The organism is Flagellimonas sp. 2504JD4-2 (assembly GCF_053642935.1).
In genome coordinates this window covers 135,493-159,290 of record NZ_JBSIOV010000002.1, presented here as the reverse complement: position 1 = coordinate 159,290, position 23,798 = coordinate 135,493, and the positions used below count along the sequence as shown (strand labels likewise).

The following is a 23,798-nucleotide window of genomic DNA, read 5'->3' as shown; positions in this document are numbered from 1 at the left end:
AAATAAACCTGAGAGTCTACCTATTTAATATAGAATTAACTAATAGAAACCGGGTCTTTTTTTGCCTCCTTTTTTGCGGGAACCTCCTTTTTTACCGCCCTTAAACGATTTGTTGTCGCCACCTTTTCTAAATCCACCGTCTCCTCCTTTTCGGTGTCCTCTTTTTCTATCCCGTTTTCTACCTTTTCTTGCCCCTCCAGGGTCTTTGGATACTTCAACATTGATATAACGTCCCTTTACTTTGAAATCGGTAAATGTTTGTAATATGAACTCGGTGAGCTGGGCATCTGAGTTGAAAAATGAAAAACTATCCTTGGTGTCTACGTTAAAAATATCGTCTTTTTCTAGATTAAGGGTTTCTCTAAGAAAATCCTTTAGAGACATCCAGTCGTAACCGTCACGTTCACCCACATTGATAAAATAGCGAACTGAACCATTAGAGGGAATGTCGCCTTTTGAACCTTTTTCACCTCTTTCGCGACCATCTTCGGATGTGTTCAGGTCGCGGGTTTTGCTATAGTAGTTGTAAAATCGGGTAAATTCTACGGAAACAATTTTCTTGATCAATTCTTCCCTGTCAAGGCCATCAAGTACATCATTTATGGCTGGAAGGTAGTTGTCAATTTCTGTGTTGATTTCGGTCTCTTTGATTCTGTTGGCCAGATGATATAGTTGAATTTCACAGATTTCAATTCCCGTTGGAATCTTTTTTGAGATAAAATCCTGCTTTATCTTCTTTTCAATAGCCTTAATTTTCCGAGCTTCCGATCGGGTGACTATGACCATTGAAATACCGGATTTTCCGGCCCTTCCAGTTCGTCCACTACGGTGGGTATAGGTTTCTATCTCATCAGGAAGTTGATAGTTGATAACATGGGTAACATCGTCTACATCAATCCCCCGGGCCGCGACGTCAGTGGCGACTAGCATCTGGACTTGTTTCTTCCGGAAAGCATTCATTACAAGGTCCCGTTGGTTTTGGCTCAGATCCCCATGCAACGCACCTGCGTTGTAGCCATCCTCTATAAGTTTTTCAGCGACTTTTTGCGTATCGCGTTTGGTCCTACAGAAAACAACGGAGAAAATCCCGGGATTTGCATCCGCTAAGCGCTTAAGGGCAGCGTAGCGGTCACGGCCTCCTACCATATAATATTCATGTTGTACAGTAGAAGCACCAGCGTTTCTAGTCCCCACTGTAATTTCTTGGGGCTTATGCATGAACTTCTTGGCAATCAAAGCCACTTCCTTTGGCATGGTTGCAGAGAACAGCCACGTAAATTTTTCTTCTGGAGTATTGGAAAGAATATCCTTGATATCCTCATAGAAACCCATGTTCAACATCTCATCGGCTTCATCGAGTACACAATAATCGATTTTGGAGATATCGACCATCCCTCGTCCGATCATATCTTTCATACGCCCAGGAGTGGCCACCACAATTTGGGCTCCGCGTTTGATTTGTCTAGCCTGTTCCGTAATGCTGGCTCCCCCATAAATGGCGACCGTGTTGAGTCCCTTAATGTATTTAGAATAGAGCTTCAACTCATTGGTAATCTGCAAGCAAAGCTCACGGGTAGGAGAGAGGATAAGTCCTTGGGTGGTTCTGCTTTCCGCATGGATTTTTTGAATCATCGGAAAACCAAAAGCAGCTGTTTTTCCTGTTCCAGTTTGTGCCAAAGCGACCAAATCGGTCTCTTGCTCCAATAAAATTGGGATTGATTTTTCTTGTACTTCGGACGGTGTTTCAAATCCAAGATCGGAAATAGCATCCAATAGGGGTTTGTCCAACCCCAGGGTTTCAAATTTTGTCATTTTTGGTATATACCTTAAATCGCAAATATGTTGTGTTGCATAGAGCGATTATATCATACCCATTTGAGCCCCTCGCAACACCTTGCCCATACCGGCGGCGTTAATAAAGGCGCAAAGGTACACTTATTTAAAGATCTGTAACTAGCTTGTTTGGTTTTTAAGGAATTTGACCAGTTTTCGCACGGCCCTAGCTCTATGGCTGATGGAGTTTTTGATGTCCATGGAAAGCTCACCAAAAGTTTGACCAAACCCTTCAGGTCTAAATATGGGATCATAACCGAAACCACCGGTTCCATGTTGTTCTTTGGTCATTTCACCGTTTACAACCCCTTCAAATACAAGGCTCTCACCATTGAGGTTTAAATGGATGACGGTTTTAAAATGGGCATCCCTGTTGCTTTTTCCCTGCAATTCATCAAGCACTTTGGCCATATTGTTCTGAGCATTTTTTTGTTGTCCTGCATATCTGGCTGAGTATACGCCTGGTGCGCCCTGTAGTGCATCAATAAGAAGACCTGTATCGTCAGAAAAGCAATTGAAACCATAATTTTTGGTAACATGATCAGCCTTTATTTTGGCATTTTCTTCTAAGGTGGTTCCGGTTTCAGGAATTTCTTCCAAACAATCAATATCCCCAAGAGATAGGAGTTCTATGTTTGGAGGTAGAAGTTTTCGGACTTCGCGCAGTTTATTTTCGTTATGGGTGGCAAAAACGATTTTCAAGACAGGGTTTTTAAATACAAGGGGTAAAAGTAGTAATTTCGAACCTCAAGATATTAGCTTTCGTATGAAGATTTTACCACCCTTGGTGATGCTTATTTTTGGATTTTTCATGTACTTCCTCGCTAAATTTTTACCTGTTGGCGATTTTGACTTTTTTGGCCGAAGGGAATTGGCCATTTTTCTATTTGGATTGGCCATTTTGGTCATGTTTTTAGGACTTTTTCAATTTAGAAAGGCAAAAACTACCACTAATCCCATTGATTTGTCAAAAACGAGCAAGTTGGTTACCGGCGGAATCTTTAAATATTCCAGAAACCCCATGTATTTGGCCATGTTGCTCATTTTGCTCGCCTTCGGATTGAAACTGGGCAATGCCTTCAATACCCTTTTGGCTGCGGGATTTGTGTATTATATGAACCATTTTCAGATAAAAAAGGAGGAAACGGCACTAAATGAGCTTTTTGGAAAAGAATATAGCACCTATTGCAAAGCAACCCGTCGCTGGTTTTGAGATGAAAAAAGGCCTGAAAACAGAATATTTGAAACTTTTTGCCCCAGATTTTTGATATATCCGCATTTATGGGCCCATTTTGAGGGCTTCCGATTCCGTGGATAGAATTAATTTATAATTTTACGCCTTAATTTTTGAAGCAATTCATGATAGAGGTGGCACGCAAGTACGTTTTTGATTTTGATAGTACCCTTACGCGGGTGGAAGCGTTGGATGTTTTGGCAGAAATGACACTACAGGGCAAATCCAACAAAGAAGAAATCATTCAAGAAATCCAGGATATTACCAATTTGGGTATTGACGGCGATATTTCGTTTACGGAATCCTTGGAAAGGAGAATTCGCCTTTTGAATGCACATAGGGATGATTTGGATGGTTTGGTCAGCGAATTGCGTCAAAAGATTTCCAAGTCGATTGCTAGCAATAAAGAGTTCTTTGAGAAATTTTCTGATGATATTTATGTAATTTCATGTGGCTTCAAGGAATTTATTGATCCTATTGTTGAAGAATATAACATCCCATCGGATCGTGTATATGCCAATACCTTCAAGTTTGATGATAGCGGAAATATCGTTGGATTTGATGAAGCAAATGTGCTAGCGTCACACAATGGTAAAATAGAATGCCTTAAAAACCTGGACCTTGATGGCGAGGTACAGGTGATTGGCGATGGCTATAGCGATTATGTAATGCGTGAAGCTGGAATAGCTGATAAGTTTTTCGCCTATACCGAGAATGTACATCGAGAAAAAGCGGCCAATAATGCGGATCACGTAACACCCAATTTGGATGAATTTTTATTTGTAAACGATTTGCCTAGAAACCTTTCATATCCAAAGAACAGAATCAAGATTTTGTTGCTCGAGAATGTGCATCCAGCAGCATTTGACAACCTTTCGGAAGATGGTTTCTCCGTAGAGCTCGTTTCACATAGCTTGCCCGAGGAGGAGCTTATTGAAAAAATAAAAGGTGTCCACGTCCTTGGAATCCGTTCAAAGACGCAGGTGACGCAAAAAGTATTGGAAGCTGCCAATAAACTATTGGTCGTCGGAGCATTTTGTATCGGAACCAAACAAATTGATTTGGAAGCTGCCAAAAAGAAGGGGGTCGTGGTGTTCAACGCGCCTTACAGCAATACCCGTTCTGTGGTAGAGTTGGCGTTGGGTCAAATCATTATGTTGATGCGTAATGTATTTACCCGAAGTACGGAGATCCATAAAGGGGAGTGGAACAAAACCGCTATAAACTCCAGAGAGGTCCGAGGCAAGAACCTGGGCATTGTGGGTTATGGTAACATAGGAAAACAAATGTCCGTTTTGGCCGAAGCTGTCGGTATGAGAGTCTACTATTATGATGTAGAGGATCGATTGGCATTGGGTAATGCCATAAAATGCAGCAGCCTAGAGGATTTGCTTTCAGTTTCCGACGTGGTTACGCTTCATGTGGATGACAATAAGGCCAACAGGAATTTTATTGGAGAACGTGAAATCAACCAAATGAGGGATGGAGCGATGTTGATCAACCTTTCAAGAGGCTTTGTTGTGGACATCGAAGCTCTTACCGAAGCGCTCAAAAGTGGAAAACTAGGCGGAGCGGCAGTAGATGTTTATCCTGCGGAGCCACGAAGCAATGGAACCTTCGAAACATCTTTGCAGGGAATTCCAAACGTTATCCTTACACCCCATGTTGGTGGAAGTACTGAAGAGGCGCAACGGGATATCGCCGATTTTGTGCCTAACAAGATCATGGATTATATCAATTCAGGAAATACTGTGGATGCCGTAAATTTCCCAAATATTCGTTTGCCTAAGCAGAACAAGGCGCACAGGTTCCTTCATATCCACAAAAATGTACCTGGTATTATGGCAGAGATCAATAAGGTATTGGCAGAATATGAAATGAATATCACAGGCCAGTACCTATCGACCGATAGGGAGGTCGGATATGTAATTACCGATTTGGATAAGGAATACAATAAGGAAGTTGTAAAGGCACTTAAAAACGTCGAGAACACAATTAAGTTTAGGGTATTGTATTAAGCCTTTTGGCTACCTAAGTTCAAGTGGGGTTTCACCTTTGCAAATACCCGTTTCACAACATTTATTCAGTATCTAGTATTTTTTTGAATTAAATTGTAGGCTAATTCTTACCTGTTTATAGCTTATAATGAAGATTAGCAAATTCAGACCATTTCAAAAAGGATTCAGAGCCTATTATTTATTGGTTATTTCCATTGTGGTGCTGACCATCACAATTCAGTCCATGACGCAGTATTCCTTAAGAAAACAGCGTAGTACGGCCATGATCGTGAACTTGGCCGGTAAGCAGCGTATGTTGAGTCAAAGGATTCTAAATGAGTTATACTCCTGTAGGTACCATAATTGCGACTATGCAGAGTTAAAACTGGTATTGACCAAGCTTTATCAAATGAACGGGTTTTTGCAGCGTGGGAATGAGAGCCTTAAAATAGAACCCTTGGAAGATGAGGAGATTTTAGCAGAATTTGCACGTTTGGAGCCCCATCTTGAATGGTTGTACAGTGAGCTAAATAGCTATAAGAAATATCAAACCGTATCCTTTAACGATGTTCGGTTCAGGGTAGATCGCTTTTTAGTTCTTATGGACGGCATTGTTACCCAGTTTCAGAAGAAAGCTGAAAAGGATATCAAGACGATGATGATTATTGAATTGGAACTGGCCATCTTTTCCATTGTAATCATTCTCTTCGAAATCTTCTTTATAGTTAACCCAATTATTAGAAGGATTTTGGACCAAAAGAAGAAGCTCACCGAGATTGCTTGGCATCAATCCCACGTGTTTCGCTCACATATGAAGAACATCTCCGATTTACAGTATGTTTTGAAAGTTGAAAAAAATCCTGAGCGACAACGGGAAATTTATGGATTTGTAATGGAAGAGCTGGACCACCTTAAGAAGGTCTCAAGGGACATGGAAAATTCGCTGGAAAAGACTGTTGAAAATCCCAAACCTCATCATTTGGTAATTAAAAAAGTGGAGGATTTTCTTGAAAAACATAAGCTGCTGACCCCTTATACCGAAACTATTGATGGTGGTAAGGTTCATTCCTCAAAATAGTGAACCCTCTATATAATTGTTCAATCAGGAATAAACGTACCATTTGATGCGAAAAGGTCATTTTTGACAAGCTGATTTGTCCGTTACATCTTTGATAAACCTTATCGTTAAATCCGTAAGGACCACCAATGGCCAAAACAAGATGCTTAAGGCCACTGTTTATTTTCTTTTGAAGAAATTGGGCAAACTCCACAGATGAAAATTGTTTTCCGTTCTCATCCAAAAGCAATAGGGTATCCGAAGAATGAACTTGGTTAAGAATCAATTCGCCTTCTTTCTCTTTTTGAAGCTTTTCAGAAAGGTTTTTACTGTTCTTAAGATCGGGAATTACAACAAACTTGAATTTAATATAATGCCCCAACCTTTTTTCGTAAACGGCAATAAGTTTCGCCAATTCGGAACTATCCGTCTTGCCAATAGCTAGTACAGTAATTTGCATGTTCAAAAGTAATTTTTTCAAACTAAACAATGGTAAATGTCGATAGATTGGGAACAATGTTTTTATTATTTTCGTCAAAACCCCAATTTGATGATTACCGAGGATCAATTCCAAAAAGAGATAGCTTTAATAATTGCCAATGCCATTCGCGAAGACGTGGGTGATGGTGACCATAGTTCCCTGGCATGTATTCCCACTTCAGCAACCGGAAAGGCAAAACTTTTGGTAAAAGATGAGGGGATTATCGCTGGAATTGATTTTGCAAAACAGGTGTTTGCATATGTAGACCAAAGTATGAAGATTGATGTTCGTATTTCTGATGGGTCGCAAGTAAAATATGGAGATGTGGCATTTTATGTGGAAGGGAGTTCGCAAAATATCCTAAAAGCAGAACGTCTGGTTTTGAATGCCATGCAACGTATGAGCGCCATAGCTACAAAAACAAAGAGTTTTGTGGATTTACTTGAAGGCACGAATACCAAGATTTTGGATACGCGAAAGACGACCCCGGGAATTCGGGCACTGGAAAAGTGGGCGGTAAAGATTGGGGGAGGAGAGAACCATAGGTTTGCGCTCTACGATATGATCATGCTTAAGGATAACCATATCGATTTTGCTGGCGGAATTACCAAAGCCATTCAAAAAACGCAGCAATATCTCTCCGACACCGGACGGGACTTAAAAATTATCGTTGAAGCCCGTGATTTGGGCGAAGTGGAAGAAATATTAAAATCAGATGGGGTATACCGAATTCTTTTGGATAACTTTAATTACGAGGACACCCGAAAGGCGGTAAAAATGATAGGAGATAAATCACTTACCGAATCTTCCGGCGGGATCAATGAACAAACCATTCGAAAATATGCCGAGTGTGGGGTTGATTACATTTCCTCGGGTGCATTGACTCATTCCGTCCACAATATGGATTTAAGCTTAAAAGCAGTATAATGTCAGTAGCCATAGAGGAACAATTGGAAAAGATTCCGGTAATCAATTGGCTGGTTCGATTGCTAAAGAATATCAAATTACGAGCTTTCGAAGGTCTTTCTTTTTATGACCTGTTGGAAATGTACGTACTTGGCATTGTAAAGGGAGCGGTATCCACCAGGGCAAGTGCCATTGCTTTTAGCTTGTTCATGGCCTTGTTTCCCTTAATGATATTTCTTGTAACCCTACTTCCATGGATCATACCATATGCTAGTGTGGGAAATGAAAATTTTGATGCTCAATTTTTGTTGTTTTTAGAATCATTTCTTCCAAGCGCAACCGGCGATTATTTTGGGGATATTTACCAACAAATTAAAGACCAAAAGAGTGGAGGGATTTTGTCTTCGGCATTTTTTGTGTCTATTTTTCTTGTTGCAAATGGCGTGAATGCCATTTTTGGAGGGTTTGAGCATTCTTATCATGTAGAACTGACCCGCAACTTTTTCCGGCAATATGCCTATGCCCTTATGGTGGGACTCATTCTATCCGTTTTATTGATTATGGGAGCCGTGGCCTTCGTGTATTTTGAATTCTATGTCGTGGAATATACAAGTGAATATTTTGGAAAGACCTTGGGGTATGATGTTGCAAAAGGAGATGCCATAGGAATACAGATCGCAAAAGTATTCTTCTTTACCCTGCTCTCATATTTTACTACGGCAATCCTATATTATTTTGGAACAGCCGAGGGGAGAAAGGCACGGTTTTTCTCGGCAGGGGCATTGATGACAACGCTTTTGTTTTTACTGACCTCTTATCTTTTTGGGGTTTATGTGGAAAAATTTGCTAGATACAATGAGTTTTATGGTGCCTTGGGAGGGCTATTGATTTTGATGGTATTTATCTGGTTGAATTCAAACATCCTGCTGCTTGGATTTGAATTGAATGCTACCTTAAATTCTTTAAAAAAGAAGCATGAAAAACAGAAGAATGCATAATCGAATCTTCATTGGGATAATTTTCTTGTTTTGCACCCAGCTATGTGTGGGCCAAACGATTTTTGGAAAGTGGCGAACCATAGATGACGAAACAGGAAAAGAAAAAGGAATTGTTGAGGTCTATGAGGAAAATGGTCTGGTACAAGCAAAAATTTTACAGGTCCTTGAAAAAGGAAGGGAAGATGCAGTTTGTATCAAATGTAAGGGAGAACTTAAGGATCAGCCTGTTAAGGGAATGCAGATCATACGCAACTTCAAATCTGCCAAGAATGGGGAATACAAAGGAAGTTATTTGTTAGATCCAGAAAGTGGCTCTGTTTATCGGGGGAAGGTTTGGTTGGATTCCGATGATAAGGATAAACTAAAGGTAAGAGGTTATCTTGCCTTTTTCTTTAGAACACAGACTTGGCACAGGGAAATAGGCGAATAGGAATATGGGGTATTTTTTAGATGTTGTGCTTCCGATTCCGCTGGAAAGACTTTTTACCTATTCGATCAGTCAACAGGAAGCGGAATTCATCCAAAAAGGAATGCGAGTAGCCGTTCCCTTTGGAAAGTCCAAAATTTACACTGCACTTGCTTACGATATTCATCAAAATGCTCCTGAGGCCTATGAACCCAAGGAAATCTATCAGATTTTGGATGAAAAACCCTTGGTGAATCAATTTCAGTTTCAGCATTGGGAGTGGATTGCAAAATATTACATGTGCACCCTTGGTGAAGTGGTGCGCAGTGCTTTGCCCAGTGCTTTTTTATTGGAAAGTGAAACTTTGATTTTATTGAATAAGGACCAACAGGTCAATGACCTTGAATTAAAGGATGACGAGTTTTTGGTTTTTGAGGCCTTACAACATCAGTCCGCACTGAAAGTTGGCGAGATCAGCGGTATTGTGGACAAAAAGAATGTACTTCCATTGGTCAACAGACTGGTGCAAAAGGGGGTTATTCGCCAAAAGGAGGAGCTCTACGAGCAGTACAAGCCCAAAATGGTCAGATATGTCAAACTTTCAAATGAATTTGACGATGAGGCCAAATTGGAGGAATTATTGAACAATCTTACACGGGCTCCCAAACAAAGTCAGGTGGTATTGTCTTTGTTCCAGATTCAGGCTACATCAAAAAAACCTGTTCGTATAGCCAATTTAGAAAAAGAAAGTGGCAGTTCCAGGGCTGTGATCAAGGCCTTGATCGACAAGTCGGTTTTGGAAGAATATCACATTCGAACAGATCGCGTCCAACATCAGGAAACCTTTTCCGGAAAAAATATTGAGCTCAACGCATCCCAGCAAGAAGCATTGGATGCTATTGGCAACAGTTTTGCATCCGACAAAACCGCATTATTGCATGGTGTCACATCTTCTGGGAAAACCGAGGTCTACATAAAGCTGATCGAGAAATGTCTTGCACAAGGTAAACAGGCATTATATCTATTACCTGAAATTGCCCTGACTTCGCAACTGATCAATAGATTGCGGCAATATTTTGGGGATAAAGTAGCTGTTTATCACTCCAAATACAGTATACATGAACGCGTAGAGGCATGGAACAATGTCCTTAACAATGAGGAAAAGGCCCAAATTGTAATAGGCGCTAGATCTTCTTTGTTTTTGCCCTATGCAAATCTTGGTTTGATTGTAGTGGATGAAGAACATGAGAGCTCCTTCAAACAATTTGACCCTGCTCCTAGATACCATGCGCGAGATGCTGCGATTGTTTTGGCTGCCTACCACAGCGCAAATTGCGTGCTTGGGTCCGCTACCCCCAGCATTGAGAGCATGGACAATGTTAGAAAAGAAAAGTATGGCTACGCCACTATTACCAATAGATATGGCAATGTGCTATTACCCGATGTCAGTTTGGTGGATATCAAGGAAGCCACTCGAAAAAAACGTATGAAAGGGCATTTTTCAGAAACTTTGTTCAACGCTATAACTGAAACTTTGGAAGAAGGGGAACAGGTAATATTGTTTCAAAATCGAAGAGGGTTTTCGCCCATAGTGGAATGTACTACTTGTGGACATGTTGCCCAATGTCCCAATTGCGATGTCAGCCTTACCTATCATCAACATAGAAATCAATTGCGTTGCCACTACTGTGGATATCATATGGCTTTGCAGCATAGCTGTGGTGCTTGTGGCAGTTTTACCTTGGATAAAAAAGGGTTTGGTACCGAACAGATTCAGGAAGAATTAAAAGAGTTGTTCCCGGAGGCCAAAGTGGGACGTATGGATCTGGACACCACACGAGGCAAATACGCCTATGAGAAGATAATATCCGCTTTTGAGCAACAAGAGATGGATATTCTCGTGGGAACGCAAATGGTAACCAAAGGATTGGATTTTAGAAATGTGAGCCTTGTGGGCATAATGAATGCCGATTCCCTATTGAATTTCCCTGACTATCGTGCCCATGAACGGAGTTTTCAAATGTTGACCCAGGTTGCGGGAAGGGCGGGGCGCTCGAAGAAAAGAGGAAAGGTATTGATACAGACCTATAATCCATACCATCAGATATTGCAACAGGTAACCACTAACGATTACACTAAAATGTTCAAGGAACAAGTGTATGAGCGGGAGCAGTTTAAGTACCCACCGGTTGTCCGAATTATTAAATTGACACTTAAGGATAAGGATTTTAATAAACTCAATGAAGCTGCGCAGTGGTTCGCCAATTCGCTTCAAAACGTCCTAAGGAAACAAGTATTAGGTCCGGAGTACCCACCTGTAGCACGAATACGGAGAGATTATCTAAAGAACATTGTGGTGAAAATTCCAAGGACGCAGTCCATGGCCCAAACAAAAAATAGCATTAAAAGAATTGAAAAATCTTTTAATGCTATTTCCAAGTATAAAAGTGTCAGATTGGTCTACAATGTGGACCACATTTAAATGCTGCTATACATTGGCCAGCGCTTCGGCCAACTCAGTCTTTTTATTTCTACTTAATGGAATCTGTCTACCGCTTACTTCAACATTTTTACTGTTGAACTTTTCGATTTTCTCCAGATTCACAATATAGGATTTATGGATTCTAAGGAACTTCTCTGCTGGAAGTTGCTTTTCGAAAGCCTTCATCGTGGAAAGAATTACAATGTTTGCTTCGTCGGTTACTAATTTGATGTAATCTCCTAAAGCTTCAATCCACTTAATATCGTTTAATATAACCTTACGCTTTTTAAGGTTACTCTTTACAAAAATATGCTCCTCGTCTTCATCAACCCTATTCATCTGCTCATACTTTGCAACCGCCCTTTTTACAGAAGCCTCAAATCGAGCCAAAGTAATAGGTTTGTGTAGGTAATCGGTTACGTCATAATCGAATGCCTTGAGTGCATAATCAGGTTTACCGGTAATCAAAATTACTTGTGGAGGGTTGTCAAGGGCCTCCAAAAGATCAAAGCCACTAATGATTGGCATTTCAACATCCAAGAAAATCAAATCGATTTCATGGTTCTTAAGTCCGTTTTTGGCTTCAATAGCATTACTGTACTCGGCTACCAAGGCAAGATGAGGGTGATTGTTGACCAATTTTGCAACGGCCATCCGTTGCATTGAGGAGTCGTCTACAATTATACTTTTTAATTTCATAGAATGGGGTGATTTGTAGGGTTTTAAATCATCGGCAAATTACACAAAAATGACGTTTAACTGCAACAAAAGATGTAAACATGGTCTATTTTGTTGTGTATATTACCATATACGATACGTAGGTTTAAAAGGTTCACTAATGTTAATAACTCATAGCATTAAACGAAGAATTTTGCCTTTTCTTGCGGAGGTTAACATTTATTACTAATTTTGCGCTCCTTTAAAATAATAATATATGAACCATTACGAAACTGTTTTCATTTTGAATCCCGTTCTATCTGAGACCCAGATAGAGGAAACAGTCAAGAAATTCGAGGATTTCTTGATTAAGAATGGTGGCAAAATGGTCTCCAAGGAAAATTGGGGACTTAAGAAATTGGCCTATCCCATTCAGCACAAAAAAAGTGGCTTTTACCACTTATTCGAATTCACTGTTCCTGGTGAGGTTATCGAACCTTATGAGGTTGAATTCAGAAGAGATGAACGTGTTATGCGTTTTTTGACCGTTAAATTGGACAAGCATGCAATTGCTTGGGCAGAGAAAAGAAGAACCAAATTAAAAGCAAACGCATAGGGCTATGTCATCAATAGAACAACAAGCAAAATCAAAAAAAGACGGGGAAATCAGATATTTGACCCCGTTGAACATTGAGACCAACAAGCAAAAGAAATATTGTAGGTTCAAGAAGTCAGGTATTAAGTACATTGATTACAAAGATCCGGACTTTTTGATGAAGTTGGTAAACGAGCAAGGCAAATTGCTTCCTAGAAGACTTACCGGAACCTCATTGAAGTATCAAAGAAAAGTGGCGCAGGCTGTTAAGCGTGCACGTCACCTAGCCTTAATGCCGTACGTTGGCGATATGTTGAAATAAAAAATACTGAAGAATGGAACTTATTCTAAAAGAAGATATACAGGATTTGGGATTTAAGGACGATATCGTAACGGTTAAAAACGGTTATGGAAGAAACTACCTTATCCCAAAAGGATTGGCTGCGTTGGCGACCCCTTCAGCAAAAAAGGTGTTGGCAGAAAATTTAAAGCAAAGAGCCCATAAAGAAAAGAAGGTTATCGATGAGGCCAATAAATTGGCTGAAGCAATAAAACAATTGGAAGTCCGTATCCCAGCAAAAGTTGGTGCCGGAGATAAATTGTTTGGTTCTGTAAGCAATATCGATTTGGCCGCTGCTTTGGATAAAGCAGGTCACCAAATCGAAAGAAAGTTTATAAACATTAAAGGTGGAACAATCAAGAGAGTTGGGCCTTACGACGCCCAAATCAGACTTCACAGAGAAGTGATTGTTGATTTTCCTTTTGAAGTAATAGCCGAAGCCAAGTAGTAGGTAAGAAAATTCGGTTAATAACTTATAAAGAGCTATGCGTGCATAGCTCTTTTTTTTATTTATGTTTGTAGGTACTCACTTAATTAACTCACTCAATATGAAGAAACTTTTACCCTTGGGAATACTGTTCTTTATGGTGTTCTCATCGACTTTTGCACAAGTCACCACATCCAACATCCGTGGAGCGGTTGTTGATGACCAACAAGCTCCGCTTTTGGGAGCGAACGTAGTAGCAATACACACCCCAACAGGTACACGCTACGGAGCCATTACCAATGAAGAAGGAAGATATAATTTGCTTAACCTTAGAGTAGGAGGGCCTTATGAGGTTACCATATCTTATGTAGGGTTTAAAAGCAACGTAAAGAACGACATCTTTCTTTCATTGGGTAAGACATTCAACCACAATGTAGTTCTACAATCGGATAGCCAAGCTCTGGATGAGGTGATCGTTGTTTCAGATCAGACAGGCACCTTTGGAAGTGACCGGACTGGAGCTGAAACCAGTGTAGGGAGACGCGAATTGACCAGATTACCCACAATTTCAAGATCTACAAACGATTTCACCCGCTTGGAACCCACGGCCAGTGCAGGATCTTTTGGAGGTAGAAACGACCAATTCAATAACTTTTCGCTGGATGGTGCCATTTTCAACAATCCATTTGGTTTGGATGCGGCACAGCCTGGAGGACAAACAGAGGCGAATCCGATTTCAATCGATGCGATTGACCAAATTCAAGTGACCACAGCGCCTTATGATGTGACCCAATCCGGATTTACCGGAGCTTCTGTCAATGCAGTTACCAAAAGTGGTACCAATGAGTTCTATGGTACCGTATATGGTTTTTTTAGAAATGAAAGCTTAACCGGTGGTAAAGTGGCCGGAGATGATGTGTTCAAGGCAGATTTAAGCCAATCGCAGTATGGAATAAGTATTGGAGGTCCTATCATAAAGAACAAATTGTTCTTCTTTGCTAATTTTGAGAAGGATGATCGCACAGATTTGGGTTCCAATGGTTTCATACCAAATAGAAATTCAGGTTCCATTAATGAGTCAAGGGTGCTTGCATCGGATTTCGAATTGGTATCCAATATTTTGAGCCAGGTTTCCATCGGCGATGGGCAGTTTTATAATCCTGGACGATTCGAAGGTTTTAACTACGACCAAGAATCTACCAAAGGTATTTTTAAGCTGGACTGGAACATAAACGACAACAATAGATTGGCGATTATCTATAATTTCTTGAATGCTTCCAAGGAAAAGCCTGCCCACCCTACAGCTTTGGGCTTTAGAGGGCCAAATTTATCCACATTGCAGTTTGAAAACGCTGGATATGAAATTAACAACCAGATTCGTTCAGTGCAGATCGAATTGAACTCAACCCTTTCCGATGAGGCCATTAACAAATTGCAGGTAGGGTATACGCATTTTGATGATTTTAGAAATCCGCTTTCTACTCCTGCGCCAACCATCACCTTATTGGATGAAAACGGGGCGTCTAACTATATCATCGCAGGACACGAACCTTTTTCCATCAATAACCGATTGGACCAGAAAGTGTTTCAATTGACCAATAACCTAAATTTCTTTAAAGGAGATCATACCTTTACCATTGGGTTCTCTTTCGAGAAATTTGAGTTCGATAATTCGTTCAACCTTGGTGTTTATGGAGCACAAGGGGTATTTTTCCCTTCAGGTTCCATCGCCGATTTCAGAAATTTGGATGCTGCAGGAGAAGCTGCTTTGGTAAATGTTTATCAAGGTCAGTTTAATGCTGCAATCGCTGCTAATAATGCCTTGAATGCTGCAGGAGAAGGAAATGCTGGTGGATGGGCCTTGGCAGAGACCAATGTGGGACAAATGGCATTTTATGCACAAGATGAATGGAATGCTACTGAAAACTTTAAATTGACTTATGGTATTCGCGTAGATCGACCCCTATATTTTGACTCAGCAGCAAAAGCACAGGATGTTATTGATAGGGCACCTGCCGTAGTTCCTGATATTCCTTATGTAAATCCTAACAACGGCGAAACGGTATTGATAGATAATACCCAATTGCCAACTAATGCTTGGTTGATTTCACCACGTGTTGGGTTTAATTGGGACGTGGAAAATGCAAACGACCTGCAGATTCGAGGTGGTTCAGGTATTTTTACGGGTCGTTTCCCATTTGTATGGTTAGGAAATCAAATAGCCAACCCCAACGTATTTTTCCTTACTGCTGTTGATCCAGATTTTCAATGGCCTCAGGTATGGAGAACGAGCTTGGGAGCTGACAAACGACTGGAAAACGGTTGGATTTTGACCGCTGACTTTTCCTATTCCAAGGATTTTAACGGTCCACACGTCCAAAACTGGGGCTTGTTACCTCCGTCGCAGAACCTTCAAGGGGTTGACAACAGACCAGTTTATGCTGCTACTGATTTGATCAACAATGCTTATGTGTTCTCCAATTCTGATGAGGGAAGAATTTGGAACGCAGTATTTAAAGGACAGAAAACTTGGGACAATGGATTGTATGCAAGTTTGGCGTATAGCTATTTGAACTCCAAGGATGTGAACTCGATTGAAGCAGAAATCACCAGTGATGCATTCGCCGCCAATGCTATTGTCGATGATGCCAATGCAGATGTCCTTTCCTATTCAAGATATGGTGATACGCACAGATTTGTTGGTGTAATTTCCAAAGCTTTTAAAACCGGTACTACGGTATCCACTTTCTTTGAGTACGCACAAGGCGGAAGGTTCAATTATATCTATGGTGGGGACATTAATAGGGATGGTTCTAGCATCAATGACCTATTATATATTCCGACCGCTGCGGAAGTCGGTCAGATGAATTTTGCGGAGCCTGGGGATGCCGCTGCGTTTGAAGCTTTCATCCAACAAGATGATTATTTAAGTGAGAACAGAGGCTCCTATGCTGAACGTTATGGTGCTTTGGCTCCTTGGAGAGGTCGTTGGGACCTAAAGGTGCTGCAGGATATCAAGATTACCAATAAAAATACGATCCAGTTGAGCTTGGATGTATTGAATGTGGGGAACTTGATCAGTTCTGACTGGGGAATTGTTGAAATTCCGACCAACCAACAGGTATTGGGGGTTAGCATTGATGATAACAATAACCCAACCTACAGTTTCGATGAGAATTTAACAGAAACTTTTAGCTCGGATACAAGCTTGTTGTCTAGATGGCAGGCCCAATTTGGAGTGAGGTATATCTTCAACTAAAAGTCAACAATTTATATGGTAAAAGGCTGCGCAAAAGCGCGGCCTTTTTTTATTTTTGCCGGATTAAATGAATATGATTCAATGAAGTACGCGCGATTGACCCAGCAACAATTGGAAGAGCTGCATCCGGAGTTCATCAACTTTTTGGCCACCCAGTCCATTACGGCCGACGAATGGGCCACAATTAAAGAAGAAAAGCCCGATGTAGCGGAAGAGGAAATAGATGTATTCAGTGATTTGGTTTGGGAAGGAGTGCTTTCCAAGGTGGAATACCTGGAAAATATCTCCGAATTACATATGCATTTGTTCCATTTGACCGAAAAAGAGATGAAACTGTTCTCCGTTAAAGTGATGAACCCTGAAATCGATTTGCGTACAGCGGAAGGTTTCGGTTGGTTCAAACGGAATTTTCAATCCGACTTTGTAGAGTATCTGGCCGCTTCCAAAGCTTATTCTGAAGATAAGAACAAGGATAAATTTGATTTGATCCAGCAAGGCGCCGCAATCACTAAAGGCGAACTTTACCAGTGGTTTGAGCAAATTATGGAATAGCGTAAGACTTCAGTTGTCAGAGGACAGAAGTCTGATATCTGCCATCTGATATCTGATACCTGATTTCCGACAACTGATTTCTGACGACTGATATCCGCTATCTGATACCCGATGTCTTTTCAAACCACTTATATTTGCAGCAGAATTACGAATAAATGCCACAAAAACCATCCATTCCCAAGGGGACGCGCGATTTTTCACCAACCGAGGTTGCCAAGCGCAACCACATTATCCAGACCATAAAAAAACACTTTGAGGCTTATGGTTTTCAACCCATAGAAACTCCGTCTTTTGAAAATTCGGAGACTTTAATGGGTAAATATGGTGATGAAGGCGACCGTTTGATTTTTAAAATACTGAATTCAGGGGATTTTATTTCCAAGGTGGATGATGTTACTTACAGCTCAAAGAATTCCTCATCTTTGACTCCAAAAATTTCAGAGAAAGCATTGCGATATGATCTTACCGTTCCATTTGCGCGTTATGTGGTCATGCATCAAAATGAGATAGATTTTCCCTTTAAGCGCTATCAAATTCAACCTGTTTGGCGTGCAGATAGACCCCAAAAAGGACGTTTTAGGGAGTTTTATCAATGTGATGCCGATGTAGTGGGAGCCAATTCCTTATTACAGGAAGTTGAGTTTGTACAACTATATGATGCCGTTTTTACCGATTTGGGGTTAAAGGGAACAACTATCAAACTTAATAATAGAAAAGTATTATCTGGGATAGCTGAGGTGATAGGGGCAAAGCATTTATTGGTTGATTTCACTGTCGCCTTGGACAAGTTGGATAAGATAGGCGCTGATAAGGTTAAGGAAGAAATGATGGCCAAGGGAATTTCTGAGCAGGCGGTTAGAAATGCCGAACCTTTGTTTGCCATGTCTGGTTCGACTTCCGAACAGTTGGAACAGTTGAAAACCTTTTTGGTACAATCTGAAATTGGAATGGAAGGTGTTGCTGAGTTGGAAGAGATTACTCAAACAGTTGATTCCATCGGATTACGGTCCGCTTCTTTACAGTTGGATGTAACCTTAGCTCGTGGGCTCAACTATTATACAGGTGCCATTTTTGAAGTAAGTGCTCCAGAAAGGGTAAAAATGGGCTCAATAGGTGGGGGCGGACGTTATGATGACCTTACCGGTATTTTTGGATTAAAAGACGTCAGTGGAGTAGGGATTTCCTTTGGATTGGATCGCATTTATCTGGTGCTTGAGGAATTGGGCCTATTCCCTGAAACCTTGGATAAATCCATTGATGTGCTCTGTATCAATTTTGGAAAGGAAGAAAGCTTGGCGTCTCTAAAATTGGTTGGAAGGCTAAGGGCAAATGGGGTGAAGGCTGAGGTTTATCCTACCGCAGCGAAGATGCAAAAGCAAATGAAGTACGCCAACAACCGGAATGTGCCCTATGTTGTAATGATCGGTGACCAAGAGCTTTCGAAAGGAGAGTTTGTGGTAAAAAACATGGCTACAGGAGAGCAACAAGTGTACCCTTTGAATAATCTCGATGGGTTTCTATCAAGCTTTTAATCTTTTGGAAATAGCATCCATAGTTTCCATGTAATAGGATTTTGTGTGGGGAACAAATCCTTCCAAACGATTTTCTTCCAAACGATTTTTAAAATCATCCAATGGAAATAGCTGAAGGTCATCAACCTCACTTTGTTGTCTTGAAAGTTGTTCAAGAGGGACTTTCAATTCGCACAAGAAGTTGTGATGGAATTCATTGTCAACAAGGGTTTCCGAATGCTTTTGCATAGACTTGAATAGACCAATCCCTTCAAGCTGGGAGGCGACTACAGAAAGCCCTATTTCCTCCTCGATTTCTCGAACCGCAGCTTCTTTTATATCTTCTCCTGCACCAATATGTCCCGCGACCGAGACATCCCATAAAGATGGAAAGGTATCCTTGTTTTTTGCCCGTTTTTGGAACAAAACTTGTCCTTCAGGGGTATAGAACCACACGTGGATGGTAGGATGAAAGAGCCCTTTACGATGCGCTGCGGATTTCAAGCAAGTCTGCCCAGTAGGGTTTCCATGTTCATCCAAAATGTCGACCAACTCATCCACAGTGCCAAAATTACATAATTTGCCACCTCGAGCACAGTCGAGAGGTCGTATAAAACACTCTTAGGGTTAAATTAACCGGATAGGGATTCCTTTTTAGTCAAAATAACTAAAAGTCTCTCCAGCTTTGATCGTAAGTAGCGTTTCGTAGATTAATCTAATTACATTCTCTACATCATCCTTATGCACGGTTTCCACAGTGGTATGCATATAACGCAGCGGCAAAGAAATCAAGGCAGATGCGACACCTCCATTACTGTAGGCAAAGGCGTCGGTATCGGTCCCGGTATATCTTGATGAAGCCAACCTTTGGAAAGGAATCTTTTTAGCTTCTGCTGTTTCTATGATGCGCTCCCGAAGTTTATTTTGTACGGCCGGAGCGTATGAAATGACGGGTCCTGAACCAATCGAAGTCTCTCCTTCTTTCTTTTTATCGATCATCGGGGTAGTGGTGTCATGGCAAACGTCGGTAACAATAGCCACGTCAGGTTTAATGGTCTGGGTTATCATTTCAGCACCTCTTAACCCAATTTCTTCCTGAACTGAATTTGTAATGAACAATCCAAAGGGTAGTTTCTTTTGATTTTCGTGCAATAAACGGGCAACTTCAGCAATCATAAATCCTCCAGCACGATTGTCGAGGGCACGACAGACAAATTTATTTTTGTTCAACACCTGAAATTCATCTGGATAAGTGATGACGCATCCAACATGTACGCCCATTTTTTCAACCTCTTCTTTATCCTTTGCACCGATATCGATAAAAATATTGTCCAGCTTTGGCGGTTCTTCCTTGGCTCTATTCCGAGTATGAATGGCAGGCCATCCGAAAACACCTTTTACAATACCGTTCTTGGTATGGATGTTCACCCATTTTGATGGAGCGATTTGATGATCACTTCCTCCATTTCTGATTACATAGAGCAACCCATTATCGGTAATATAGTTCACATACCATGAAATCTCATCTGAATGCCCTTCGATGACAACTTTGTAGGGTGCATCGGGGTTTACAACAGCTACCGCAGTACCGTAAGTGTCCGTAATAAAATCGTCTACATAAGGTTTAAGGTAATCCATCCATATCTTTTGCCCTTCCCACTCATAACCCGTTGGAGAAGCGTTATTTAGATATTTTTCAAAGAATTTTAGAGACTTAGCGGTAATTATTTTTGAAGCTGCCATGAAGTAATTTTAGTCCACAAACATAACAATATTCACTTTTATTTAATAGCCTAATCGTGGGTTTATCCTTAATTTTGGATTGATTTTAGACCAAATCTTGGATGTATAGATATAGTTTAGTTTTAACTTTTTTGTTGATTGGCACTCTTGGTTTTTCGCAAGAAATTGGAAAGGATTCTATTGCTGACTATTATGTTCGGTTTGAAGGGGACTCCATCTTGAGAAGTTCCATAGAGCTTGACGAGGTCTATATTTTTGGTAAACTGGAATTTGCAAGCAGGGAAGAGAAGCTGCGATATTATATTCTCCGCCGAAAGACGTTAAAGGTGTATCCCTATGCCAAGTTGGCCGCAGAGCGGCTGGAAGAGATGAATGACAGCCTGGTGAAAATCACAAAGAGACGTCATCGTAAAAAATACACCAAAACGGTTCAAAAATACGTAGAGGGTGAGTTTTCGGATGAACTTAAAAAGTTGACACGCACTGAAGGACAGATATTAATTAAATTAATATACCGTCAGACGGGAAAAACTGCTTTCGACTTAGTAAAGGAGCTTAGAAATGGCTGGCGTGCGTTTTGGTACAATACTACTGCCAAAGCCTTCAAAATAAGTATAAAGGAGGAGTTTCATCCTGAAAGTATTCATGAAGATTACTTGATTGAAGATATTTTACAACGTGCTTTCGCTTCAAAAAAATTGGAACGTCAGAAATCTGTTTTGGATTATGACTATGCGCAATTGAGCAATAAGTGGAAGAATACTCCTGCCGAGAAGAACTAGTTTTTGTTCTTTTTCCCGAAAAGGGAATCCATAAAAATCTTAATGGTGTAGAACCCCATGGCAATGGCTGCAATGGCCAGGGTCAATCCAATGACCAAAACAGGGATATAAGCGGCGTGTTCTTGGTTCTTGAAAGCCTGATAGATAACAAAAGGAGCTAGAAACATTAAGGCAACGGTATACCCTATAAACTTTATTCCCTTTACCAAAAGTTGCTTATCCGTTCCCATGGGTTCAAAAGTAGCAAGAATACTTTATATTTAGGTGAAACCTATTAAACCAACATGGAACTACTTACGCTTTTTTTGGCCATACTGTTTATTATTTTGGCCACCGTCCGATTTAAAATGAATCCAGTATTGTCCCTTACCCTTGCTGCGGTTTTCTCAGGGTTGATGTTGGGGCTGGATTCGACCAAAATTGTTTCCACATTAGGTGAAGGATTTGGCAAGACACTTTCGGGGATTGGATTGGTAATTGCGTTTGGAACCATAATAGGAATCTTTTTGGAGAAAACTGGAAGCACAAAAGTATTGGCCAACGCTATTTTGTCACTTATAGGATTGAAACGTTCACCTTTGGCCTTGAACTTGGCAGGTTTTGTGATATCGATTCCGGTATTCTGTGATTCTGGCTTTGTGATTCTATCGTCCTTGAATAAAGCGCTGAGCAAAAGGTCAGGATTGCCAGTAATGGTTTTTGCGATTGCATTGGCTACTGGATTGTACTCCGCCCATGTTTTTGTTCCTCCGACACCTGGACCATTGGCTGCTGCCGCTGTCATTGAAGCAGATTTGGGAATGGTCATGATTTTAGGATTGGCAACAGCGATACCCGTCTCTTTAGCGGGCTACTTTTGGGCCAAGGTTATTGGTAAATCCTTAAAGGAACAAGAGCAAAAACCGATAACTGAAGAAGAAGAAGAAGAAGTAACCGAAGAAGCTCCAAAAATTAAACCCTTTATGGCCTTCTTGCCCTTGTTGGTCCCAGTTTTGTTGATAGCGTTAAAGTCCATAGCGGACTATCCAACACATCCTTTTGGCGAGGGGACTGTTTTTAAGATTTTCGGATTTATTGGAAGTCCAATAGTTGCATTGCTAATTGGAGTATTCTTTGCTTTTCCATTGGCCAAAGGGGTAGAATCCAAGGAAAGAAATGAATGGGTCGCCAGTGCTTTAAAACAGGCAGGGGCAATTGTCCTTATAACCGGAGCAGGAGGTGCCTTTGGCGCTATACTGAGAACCATGGATATCGCTTCAATTTTTGACATAAGCGCAGCTTCGGGCACCACAGGGTTATTGATTTGCTTCGCAATCGCAGCGGTGTTAAAGACAGCTCAGGGCTCATCAACCGTATCCATAATAACCAGTGCCGCCATTGTGGCTCCCTTGCTAGGTACTTTTGGACTGGAATCCTTAACGGATAAAGCGTTAAGTGTTTTGGCTGTTGGCGCAGGCGCTATGACGGTATCGCATATCAACGATAGCTATTTTTGGGTGGTTTCCCAGTTTTCCAATATGGATATGAAAACGGCGTTAAGAGGCCATACAGTTGCCACTTTCTTTCAAGGATTGACAGGAATATTGGTTATTCTAATCCTTCATGCCATACTTTAGTCATTCAACAACCAAAGTCTGTTTGAATTCTTCCACTACGGCAAAATAGCCCAAAGCAAATGAGTCTGGCCTTCCCACGTTATCAAAAATATTGATGTTATCCAGCCCCGTAACGTCAAAAACATTACCTCTTACTGTAGCAGCTGGTGTTTCAAAAACCCCACCATCATTTTGGGTTTGTTCAACCAATAAGTCTATGTAGTTATGAAATTGTTGGTCCGCTCCCAAAATACTTATCTGAACCTCTTGTCCGGCTTCCAAATCTTTTTGGTAGAAATAGGAAAACTCAAACTCTTGCCCATCTATGAATTGGTCGTCCAAGGATAAAAACTCCCCGAAGCCGAAGTCAAATACGTAATAATTTTTGTCGTCAGGGACATCTGTAATGGTAATCTTTACCTCGGTATCATCCTCGTCAAACAGTGTTTCGGTGCCTTGTTCTATTCCATCGATTGGAACTGATGGTGAATACATGGTCTGTGCTGCGTATCGTTTTCCCTTATGCTCCAGAATTAAGAAAAATAATGTATTTGGATTTATAAATTCCATACGAATTCGCTCATCCACGTTTATGGTGTCCGGTTCGTAAAGGCCGGTACCTGGCACAAATTCCTTTAAAATTTTCGGAGATAGGTTAAAGATGTCCGGATAGTCTGGATCTCTTTCTCCAACCAAGATTACAGCACTTTCCAATGCTGTAATGATGGGTTCGTCGAAAAAACCATTGGTCTCGGTAACCCAAATTTTAACGGGTAAGAATTCTTGGGATCTGTCGGTGCGAACAACGCCATTTACAATAAGCTTTGTTTCCGTTTCTGGTAAGTCAACGTCTATGACATCTTCGCAGGAGCAAAAAAGAATTAAAGATAAAAGCGCTGCTAATCTTCCAATCATCGTATGAAAGTTTAAGCTATAAAGCAGA

At 40.9% G+C, this 23,798-nt stretch carries 23 protein-coding genes; 15 read left to right on the top strand and 8 right to left on the bottom strand.

Annotated elements, in window-relative coordinates:
- Window positions 1–39: 39 nt before the first annotated feature.
- Window positions 40–1,812, bottom strand: coding sequence for a DEAD/DEAH box helicase (locus tag ACULLH_RS07425; protein WP_454088108.1), 1,773 nt, complete (start codon window positions 1,810–1,812; stop codon window positions 40–42).
- A gap of 141 nt (window positions 1,813–1,953) precedes the next feature.
- Complete coding sequence (locus ACULLH_RS07420) at window positions 1,954–2,535, bottom strand: non-canonical purine NTP diphosphatase (RefSeq protein WP_454088107.1); 582 nt, start codon at window positions 2,533–2,535, stop codon at window positions 1,954–1,956.
- A gap of 64 nt (window positions 2,536–2,599) precedes the next feature.
- Here ACULLH_RS07420 and ACULLH_RS07415 point away from each other — a divergent pair, with 64 nt between their 5' ends.
- From ACULLH_RS07415 to ACULLH_RS07405, 3 genes are all read left to right on the top strand, one after another.
- The gene (locus ACULLH_RS07415) at window positions 2,600–3,046 is read left to right on the top strand and encodes a methyltransferase family protein (RefSeq protein WP_454088106.1); all 447 of its coding nucleotides are present in this window, start codon (window positions 2,600–2,602) and stop codon (window positions 3,044–3,046) included.
- Window positions 3,047–3,192: 146 nt separating this feature from the next.
- Window positions 3,193–5,085, top strand: coding sequence for a phosphoglycerate dehydrogenase (gene serA / locus ACULLH_RS07410; protein WP_454088825.1), 1,893 nt, complete (start codon window positions 3,193–3,195; stop codon window positions 5,083–5,085).
- Window positions 5,086–5,212: 127 nt separating this feature from the next.
- Window positions 5,213–6,142 carry a type IV pili methyl-accepting chemotaxis transducer N-terminal domain-containing protein gene (locus ACULLH_RS07405; RefSeq protein ID WP_454088105.1) on the top strand — a complete coding sequence of 310 codons (930 nt, stop codon included), beginning with the start codon at window positions 5,213–5,215 and terminating at the stop codon, window positions 6,140–6,142.
- Here ACULLH_RS07405 and rlmH read toward each other — a convergent pair.
- Window positions 6,108–6,581, bottom strand: a complete 474-nt coding sequence (gene rlmH / locus ACULLH_RS07400; RefSeq protein ID WP_454088104.1) for a 23S rRNA (pseudouridine(1915)-N(3))-methyltransferase RlmH — start codon at window positions 6,579–6,581, stop codon at window positions 6,108–6,110. The two genes, ACULLH_RS07405 and rlmH, sit on opposite strands and share 35 nt — an antisense overlap.
- 90 nt (window positions 6,582–6,671) lie before the next feature.
- On the opposite strand from rlmH, the gene nadC reads away from it, so the two are divergent.
- The 4 genes from nadC to priA are packed head-to-tail and all read left to right on the top strand — an operon-like array spanning window position 6,672 to window position 11,394.
- On the top strand, window positions 6,672–7,529 hold the full coding sequence (gene nadC, locus ACULLH_RS07395; RefSeq protein WP_454088103.1) for a carboxylating nicotinate-nucleotide diphosphorylase: 858 nt from the start codon (window positions 6,672–6,674) through the stop codon (window positions 7,527–7,529).
- Window positions 7,529–8,506, top strand: coding sequence for a YihY/virulence factor BrkB family protein (locus ACULLH_RS07390; RefSeq protein ID WP_454088102.1), 978 nt, complete (start codon window positions 7,529–7,531; stop codon window positions 8,504–8,506). Before nadC ends, ACULLH_RS07390 begins: the two co-directional genes overlap by 1 nt.
- The gene (locus tag ACULLH_RS07385) at window positions 8,484–8,936 is read left to right on the top strand and encodes a DUF2147 domain-containing protein (RefSeq protein WP_454088101.1); all 453 of its coding nucleotides are present in this window, start codon (window positions 8,484–8,486) and stop codon (window positions 8,934–8,936) included. Before ACULLH_RS07390 ends, ACULLH_RS07385 begins: the two co-directional genes overlap by 23 nt.
- A 4-nt stretch (window positions 8,937–8,940) precedes the next feature.
- Entirely contained in the window at window positions 8,941–11,394 is a 2,454-nt protein-coding gene (gene priA / locus ACULLH_RS07380; RefSeq protein WP_454088100.1) for a replication restart helicase PriA, read from the top strand.
- Between the two features lie 6 nt (window positions 11,395–11,400).
- Here priA and ACULLH_RS07375 read toward each other — a convergent pair whose 3' ends face one another.
- Window positions 11,401–12,093 (bottom strand): LytR/AlgR family response regulator transcription factor, encoded by a 693-nt coding sequence (locus ACULLH_RS07375; protein WP_136465557.1) that lies wholly within the window; start codon window positions 12,091–12,093, stop codon window positions 11,401–11,403.
- Between the two features lie 235 nt (window positions 12,094–12,328).
- Here ACULLH_RS07375 and rpsF point away from each other — a divergent pair, with 235 nt between their 5' ends.
- The 6 genes from rpsF (at window position 12,329) to hisS (ending at window position 18,756) form a co-directional block, all read left to right on the top strand.
- Complete coding sequence (gene rpsF / locus ACULLH_RS07370) at window positions 12,329–12,667, top strand: 30S ribosomal protein S6 (protein ID WP_454088099.1); 339 nt, start codon at window positions 12,329–12,331, stop codon at window positions 12,665–12,667.
- A 4-nt stretch (window positions 12,668–12,671) separates the two neighbouring features.
- Window positions 12,672–12,968, top strand: a complete 297-nt coding sequence (gene rpsR, locus ACULLH_RS07365) for a 30S ribosomal protein S18 (protein WP_054557866.1) — start codon at window positions 12,672–12,674, stop codon at window positions 12,966–12,968.
- Window positions 12,969–12,981: 13 nt separating this feature from the next.
- Window positions 12,982–13,434, top strand: a complete 453-nt coding sequence (rplI, locus tag ACULLH_RS07360; RefSeq protein ID WP_454088098.1) for a 50S ribosomal protein L9 — start codon at window positions 12,982–12,984, stop codon at window positions 13,432–13,434.
- Window positions 13,435–13,534: 100 nt separating this feature from the next.
- Window positions 13,535–16,672 (top strand): TonB-dependent receptor, encoded by a 3,138-nt coding sequence (locus ACULLH_RS07355; protein ID WP_454088097.1) that lies wholly within the window; start codon window positions 13,535–13,537, stop codon window positions 16,670–16,672.
- An 81-nt stretch (window positions 16,673–16,753) separates the two neighbouring features.
- Window positions 16,754–17,224: a DUF6495 family protein gene (locus tag ACULLH_RS07350; protein WP_454088096.1), complete on the top strand. Its 471-nt coding sequence runs from the start codon at window positions 16,754–16,756 to the stop codon at window positions 17,222–17,224.
- 155 nt (window positions 17,225–17,379) lie between these two features.
- Window positions 17,380–18,756, top strand: coding sequence for a histidine--tRNA ligase (gene hisS, locus ACULLH_RS07345; protein WP_454088095.1), 1,377 nt, complete (start codon window positions 17,380–17,382; stop codon window positions 18,754–18,756).
- Here the strand turns inward: hisS and ACULLH_RS07340 are convergent.
- Window positions 18,745–19,296, bottom strand: coding sequence for an NUDIX hydrolase (locus tag ACULLH_RS07340; protein ID WP_454088094.1), 552 nt, complete (start codon window positions 19,294–19,296; stop codon window positions 18,745–18,747). The two genes, hisS and ACULLH_RS07340, sit on opposite strands and share 12 nt — an antisense overlap.
- Window positions 19,297–19,389: 93 nt before the next feature.
- Window positions 19,390–20,478: a M42 family metallopeptidase gene (locus tag ACULLH_RS07335; protein ID WP_454088093.1), complete on the bottom strand. Its 1,089-nt coding sequence runs from the start codon at window positions 20,476–20,478 to the stop codon at window positions 19,390–19,392.
- Window positions 20,479–20,579: 101 nt separating this feature from the next.
- On the opposite strand from ACULLH_RS07335, the gene ACULLH_RS07330 reads away from it, so the two are divergent.
- Complete coding sequence (locus ACULLH_RS07330) at window positions 20,580–21,260, top strand: DUF4294 domain-containing protein (protein WP_454088092.1); 681 nt, start codon at window positions 20,580–20,582, stop codon at window positions 21,258–21,260.
- Here ACULLH_RS07330 and ACULLH_RS07325 read toward each other — a convergent pair.
- Window positions 21,257–21,490, bottom strand: a complete 234-nt coding sequence (locus ACULLH_RS07325) for a DUF6095 family protein (protein WP_454088091.1) — start codon at window positions 21,488–21,490, stop codon at window positions 21,257–21,259. The genes ACULLH_RS07330 and ACULLH_RS07325 overlap by 4 nt on opposite strands.
- Window positions 21,491–21,544: 54 nt before the next feature.
- Here ACULLH_RS07325 and ACULLH_RS07320 point away from each other — a divergent pair, with 54 nt between their 5' ends.
- The gene (locus tag ACULLH_RS07320; RefSeq protein WP_454088090.1) at window positions 21,545–22,876 is read left to right on the top strand and encodes a GntP family permease; all 1,332 of its coding nucleotides are present in this window, start codon (window positions 21,545–21,547) and stop codon (window positions 22,874–22,876) included.
- Here ACULLH_RS07320 and ACULLH_RS07315 read toward each other — a convergent pair whose 3' ends face one another.
- Entirely contained in the window at window positions 22,877–23,770 is an 894-nt protein-coding gene (locus ACULLH_RS07315; protein ID WP_454088089.1) for a DUF4249 family protein, read from the bottom strand.
- Window positions 23,771–23,798 lie beyond the last annotated feature (28 nt).

Coding starts and splice junctions, on each gene's coding strand:
- ACULLH_RS07425 (WP_454088108.1), bottom strand. CDS start 1,812: ATGACAAAATTTGAAACCCTGGGGTTGGACAAACCCCTATTGGATGCT.
- ACULLH_RS07415 (WP_454088106.1), top strand. CDS start 2,600: ATGAAGATTTTACCACCCTTGGTGATGCTTATTTTTGGATTTTTCATG.
- serA (WP_454088825.1), top strand. CDS start 3,193: ATGATAGAGGTGGCACGCAAGTACGTTTTTGATTTTGATAGTACCCTT.
- ACULLH_RS07405 (WP_454088105.1), top strand. CDS start 5,213: ATGAAGATTAGCAAATTCAGACCATTTCAAAAAGGATTCAGAGCCTAT.
- rlmH (WP_454088104.1), bottom strand. CDS start 6,581: ATGCAAATTACTGTACTAGCTATTGGCAAGACGGATAGTTCCGAATTG.
- nadC (WP_454088103.1), top strand. CDS start 6,672: ATGATTACCGAGGATCAATTCCAAAAAGAGATAGCTTTAATAATTGCC.
- ACULLH_RS07390 (WP_454088102.1), top strand. CDS start 7,529: ATGTCAGTAGCCATAGAGGAACAATTGGAAAAGATTCCGGTAATCAAT.
- ACULLH_RS07385 (WP_454088101.1), top strand. CDS start 8,484: ATGAAAAACAGAAGAATGCATAATCGAATCTTCATTGGGATAATTTTC.
- priA (WP_454088100.1), top strand. CDS start 8,941: ATGGGGTATTTTTTAGATGTTGTGCTTCCGATTCCGCTGGAAAGACTT.
- ACULLH_RS07375 (WP_136465557.1), bottom strand. CDS start 12,093: ATGAAATTAAAAAGTATAATTGTAGACGACTCCTCAATGCAACGGATG.
- rpsF (WP_454088099.1), top strand. CDS start 12,329: ATGAACCATTACGAAACTGTTTTCATTTTGAATCCCGTTCTATCTGAG.
- rpsR (WP_054557866.1), top strand. CDS start 12,672: ATGTCATCAATAGAACAACAAGCAAAATCAAAAAAAGACGGGGAAATC.
- rplI (WP_454088098.1), top strand. CDS start 12,982: ATGGAACTTATTCTAAAAGAAGATATACAGGATTTGGGATTTAAGGAC.
- ACULLH_RS07355 (WP_454088097.1), top strand. CDS start 13,535: ATGAAGAAACTTTTACCCTTGGGAATACTGTTCTTTATGGTGTTCTCA.
- ACULLH_RS07350 (WP_454088096.1), top strand. CDS start 16,754: ATGAAGTACGCGCGATTGACCCAGCAACAATTGGAAGAGCTGCATCCG.
- hisS (WP_454088095.1), top strand. CDS start 17,380: ATGCCACAAAAACCATCCATTCCCAAGGGGACGCGCGATTTTTCACCA.
- ACULLH_RS07335 (WP_454088093.1), bottom strand. CDS start 20,478: ATGGCAGCTTCAAAAATAATTACCGCTAAGTCTCTAAAATTCTTTGAA.
- ACULLH_RS07330 (WP_454088092.1), top strand. CDS start 20,580: ATGTATAGATATAGTTTAGTTTTAACTTTTTTGTTGATTGGCACTCTT.
- ACULLH_RS07325 (WP_454088091.1), bottom strand. CDS start 21,490: ATGGGAACGGATAAGCAACTTTTGGTAAAGGGAATAAAGTTTATAGGG.
- ACULLH_RS07320 (WP_454088090.1), top strand. CDS start 21,545: ATGGAACTACTTACGCTTTTTTTGGCCATACTGTTTATTATTTTGGCC.
- ACULLH_RS07315 (WP_454088089.1), bottom strand. CDS start 23,770: ATGATTGGAAGATTAGCAGCGCTTTTATCTTTAATTCTTTTTTGCTCC.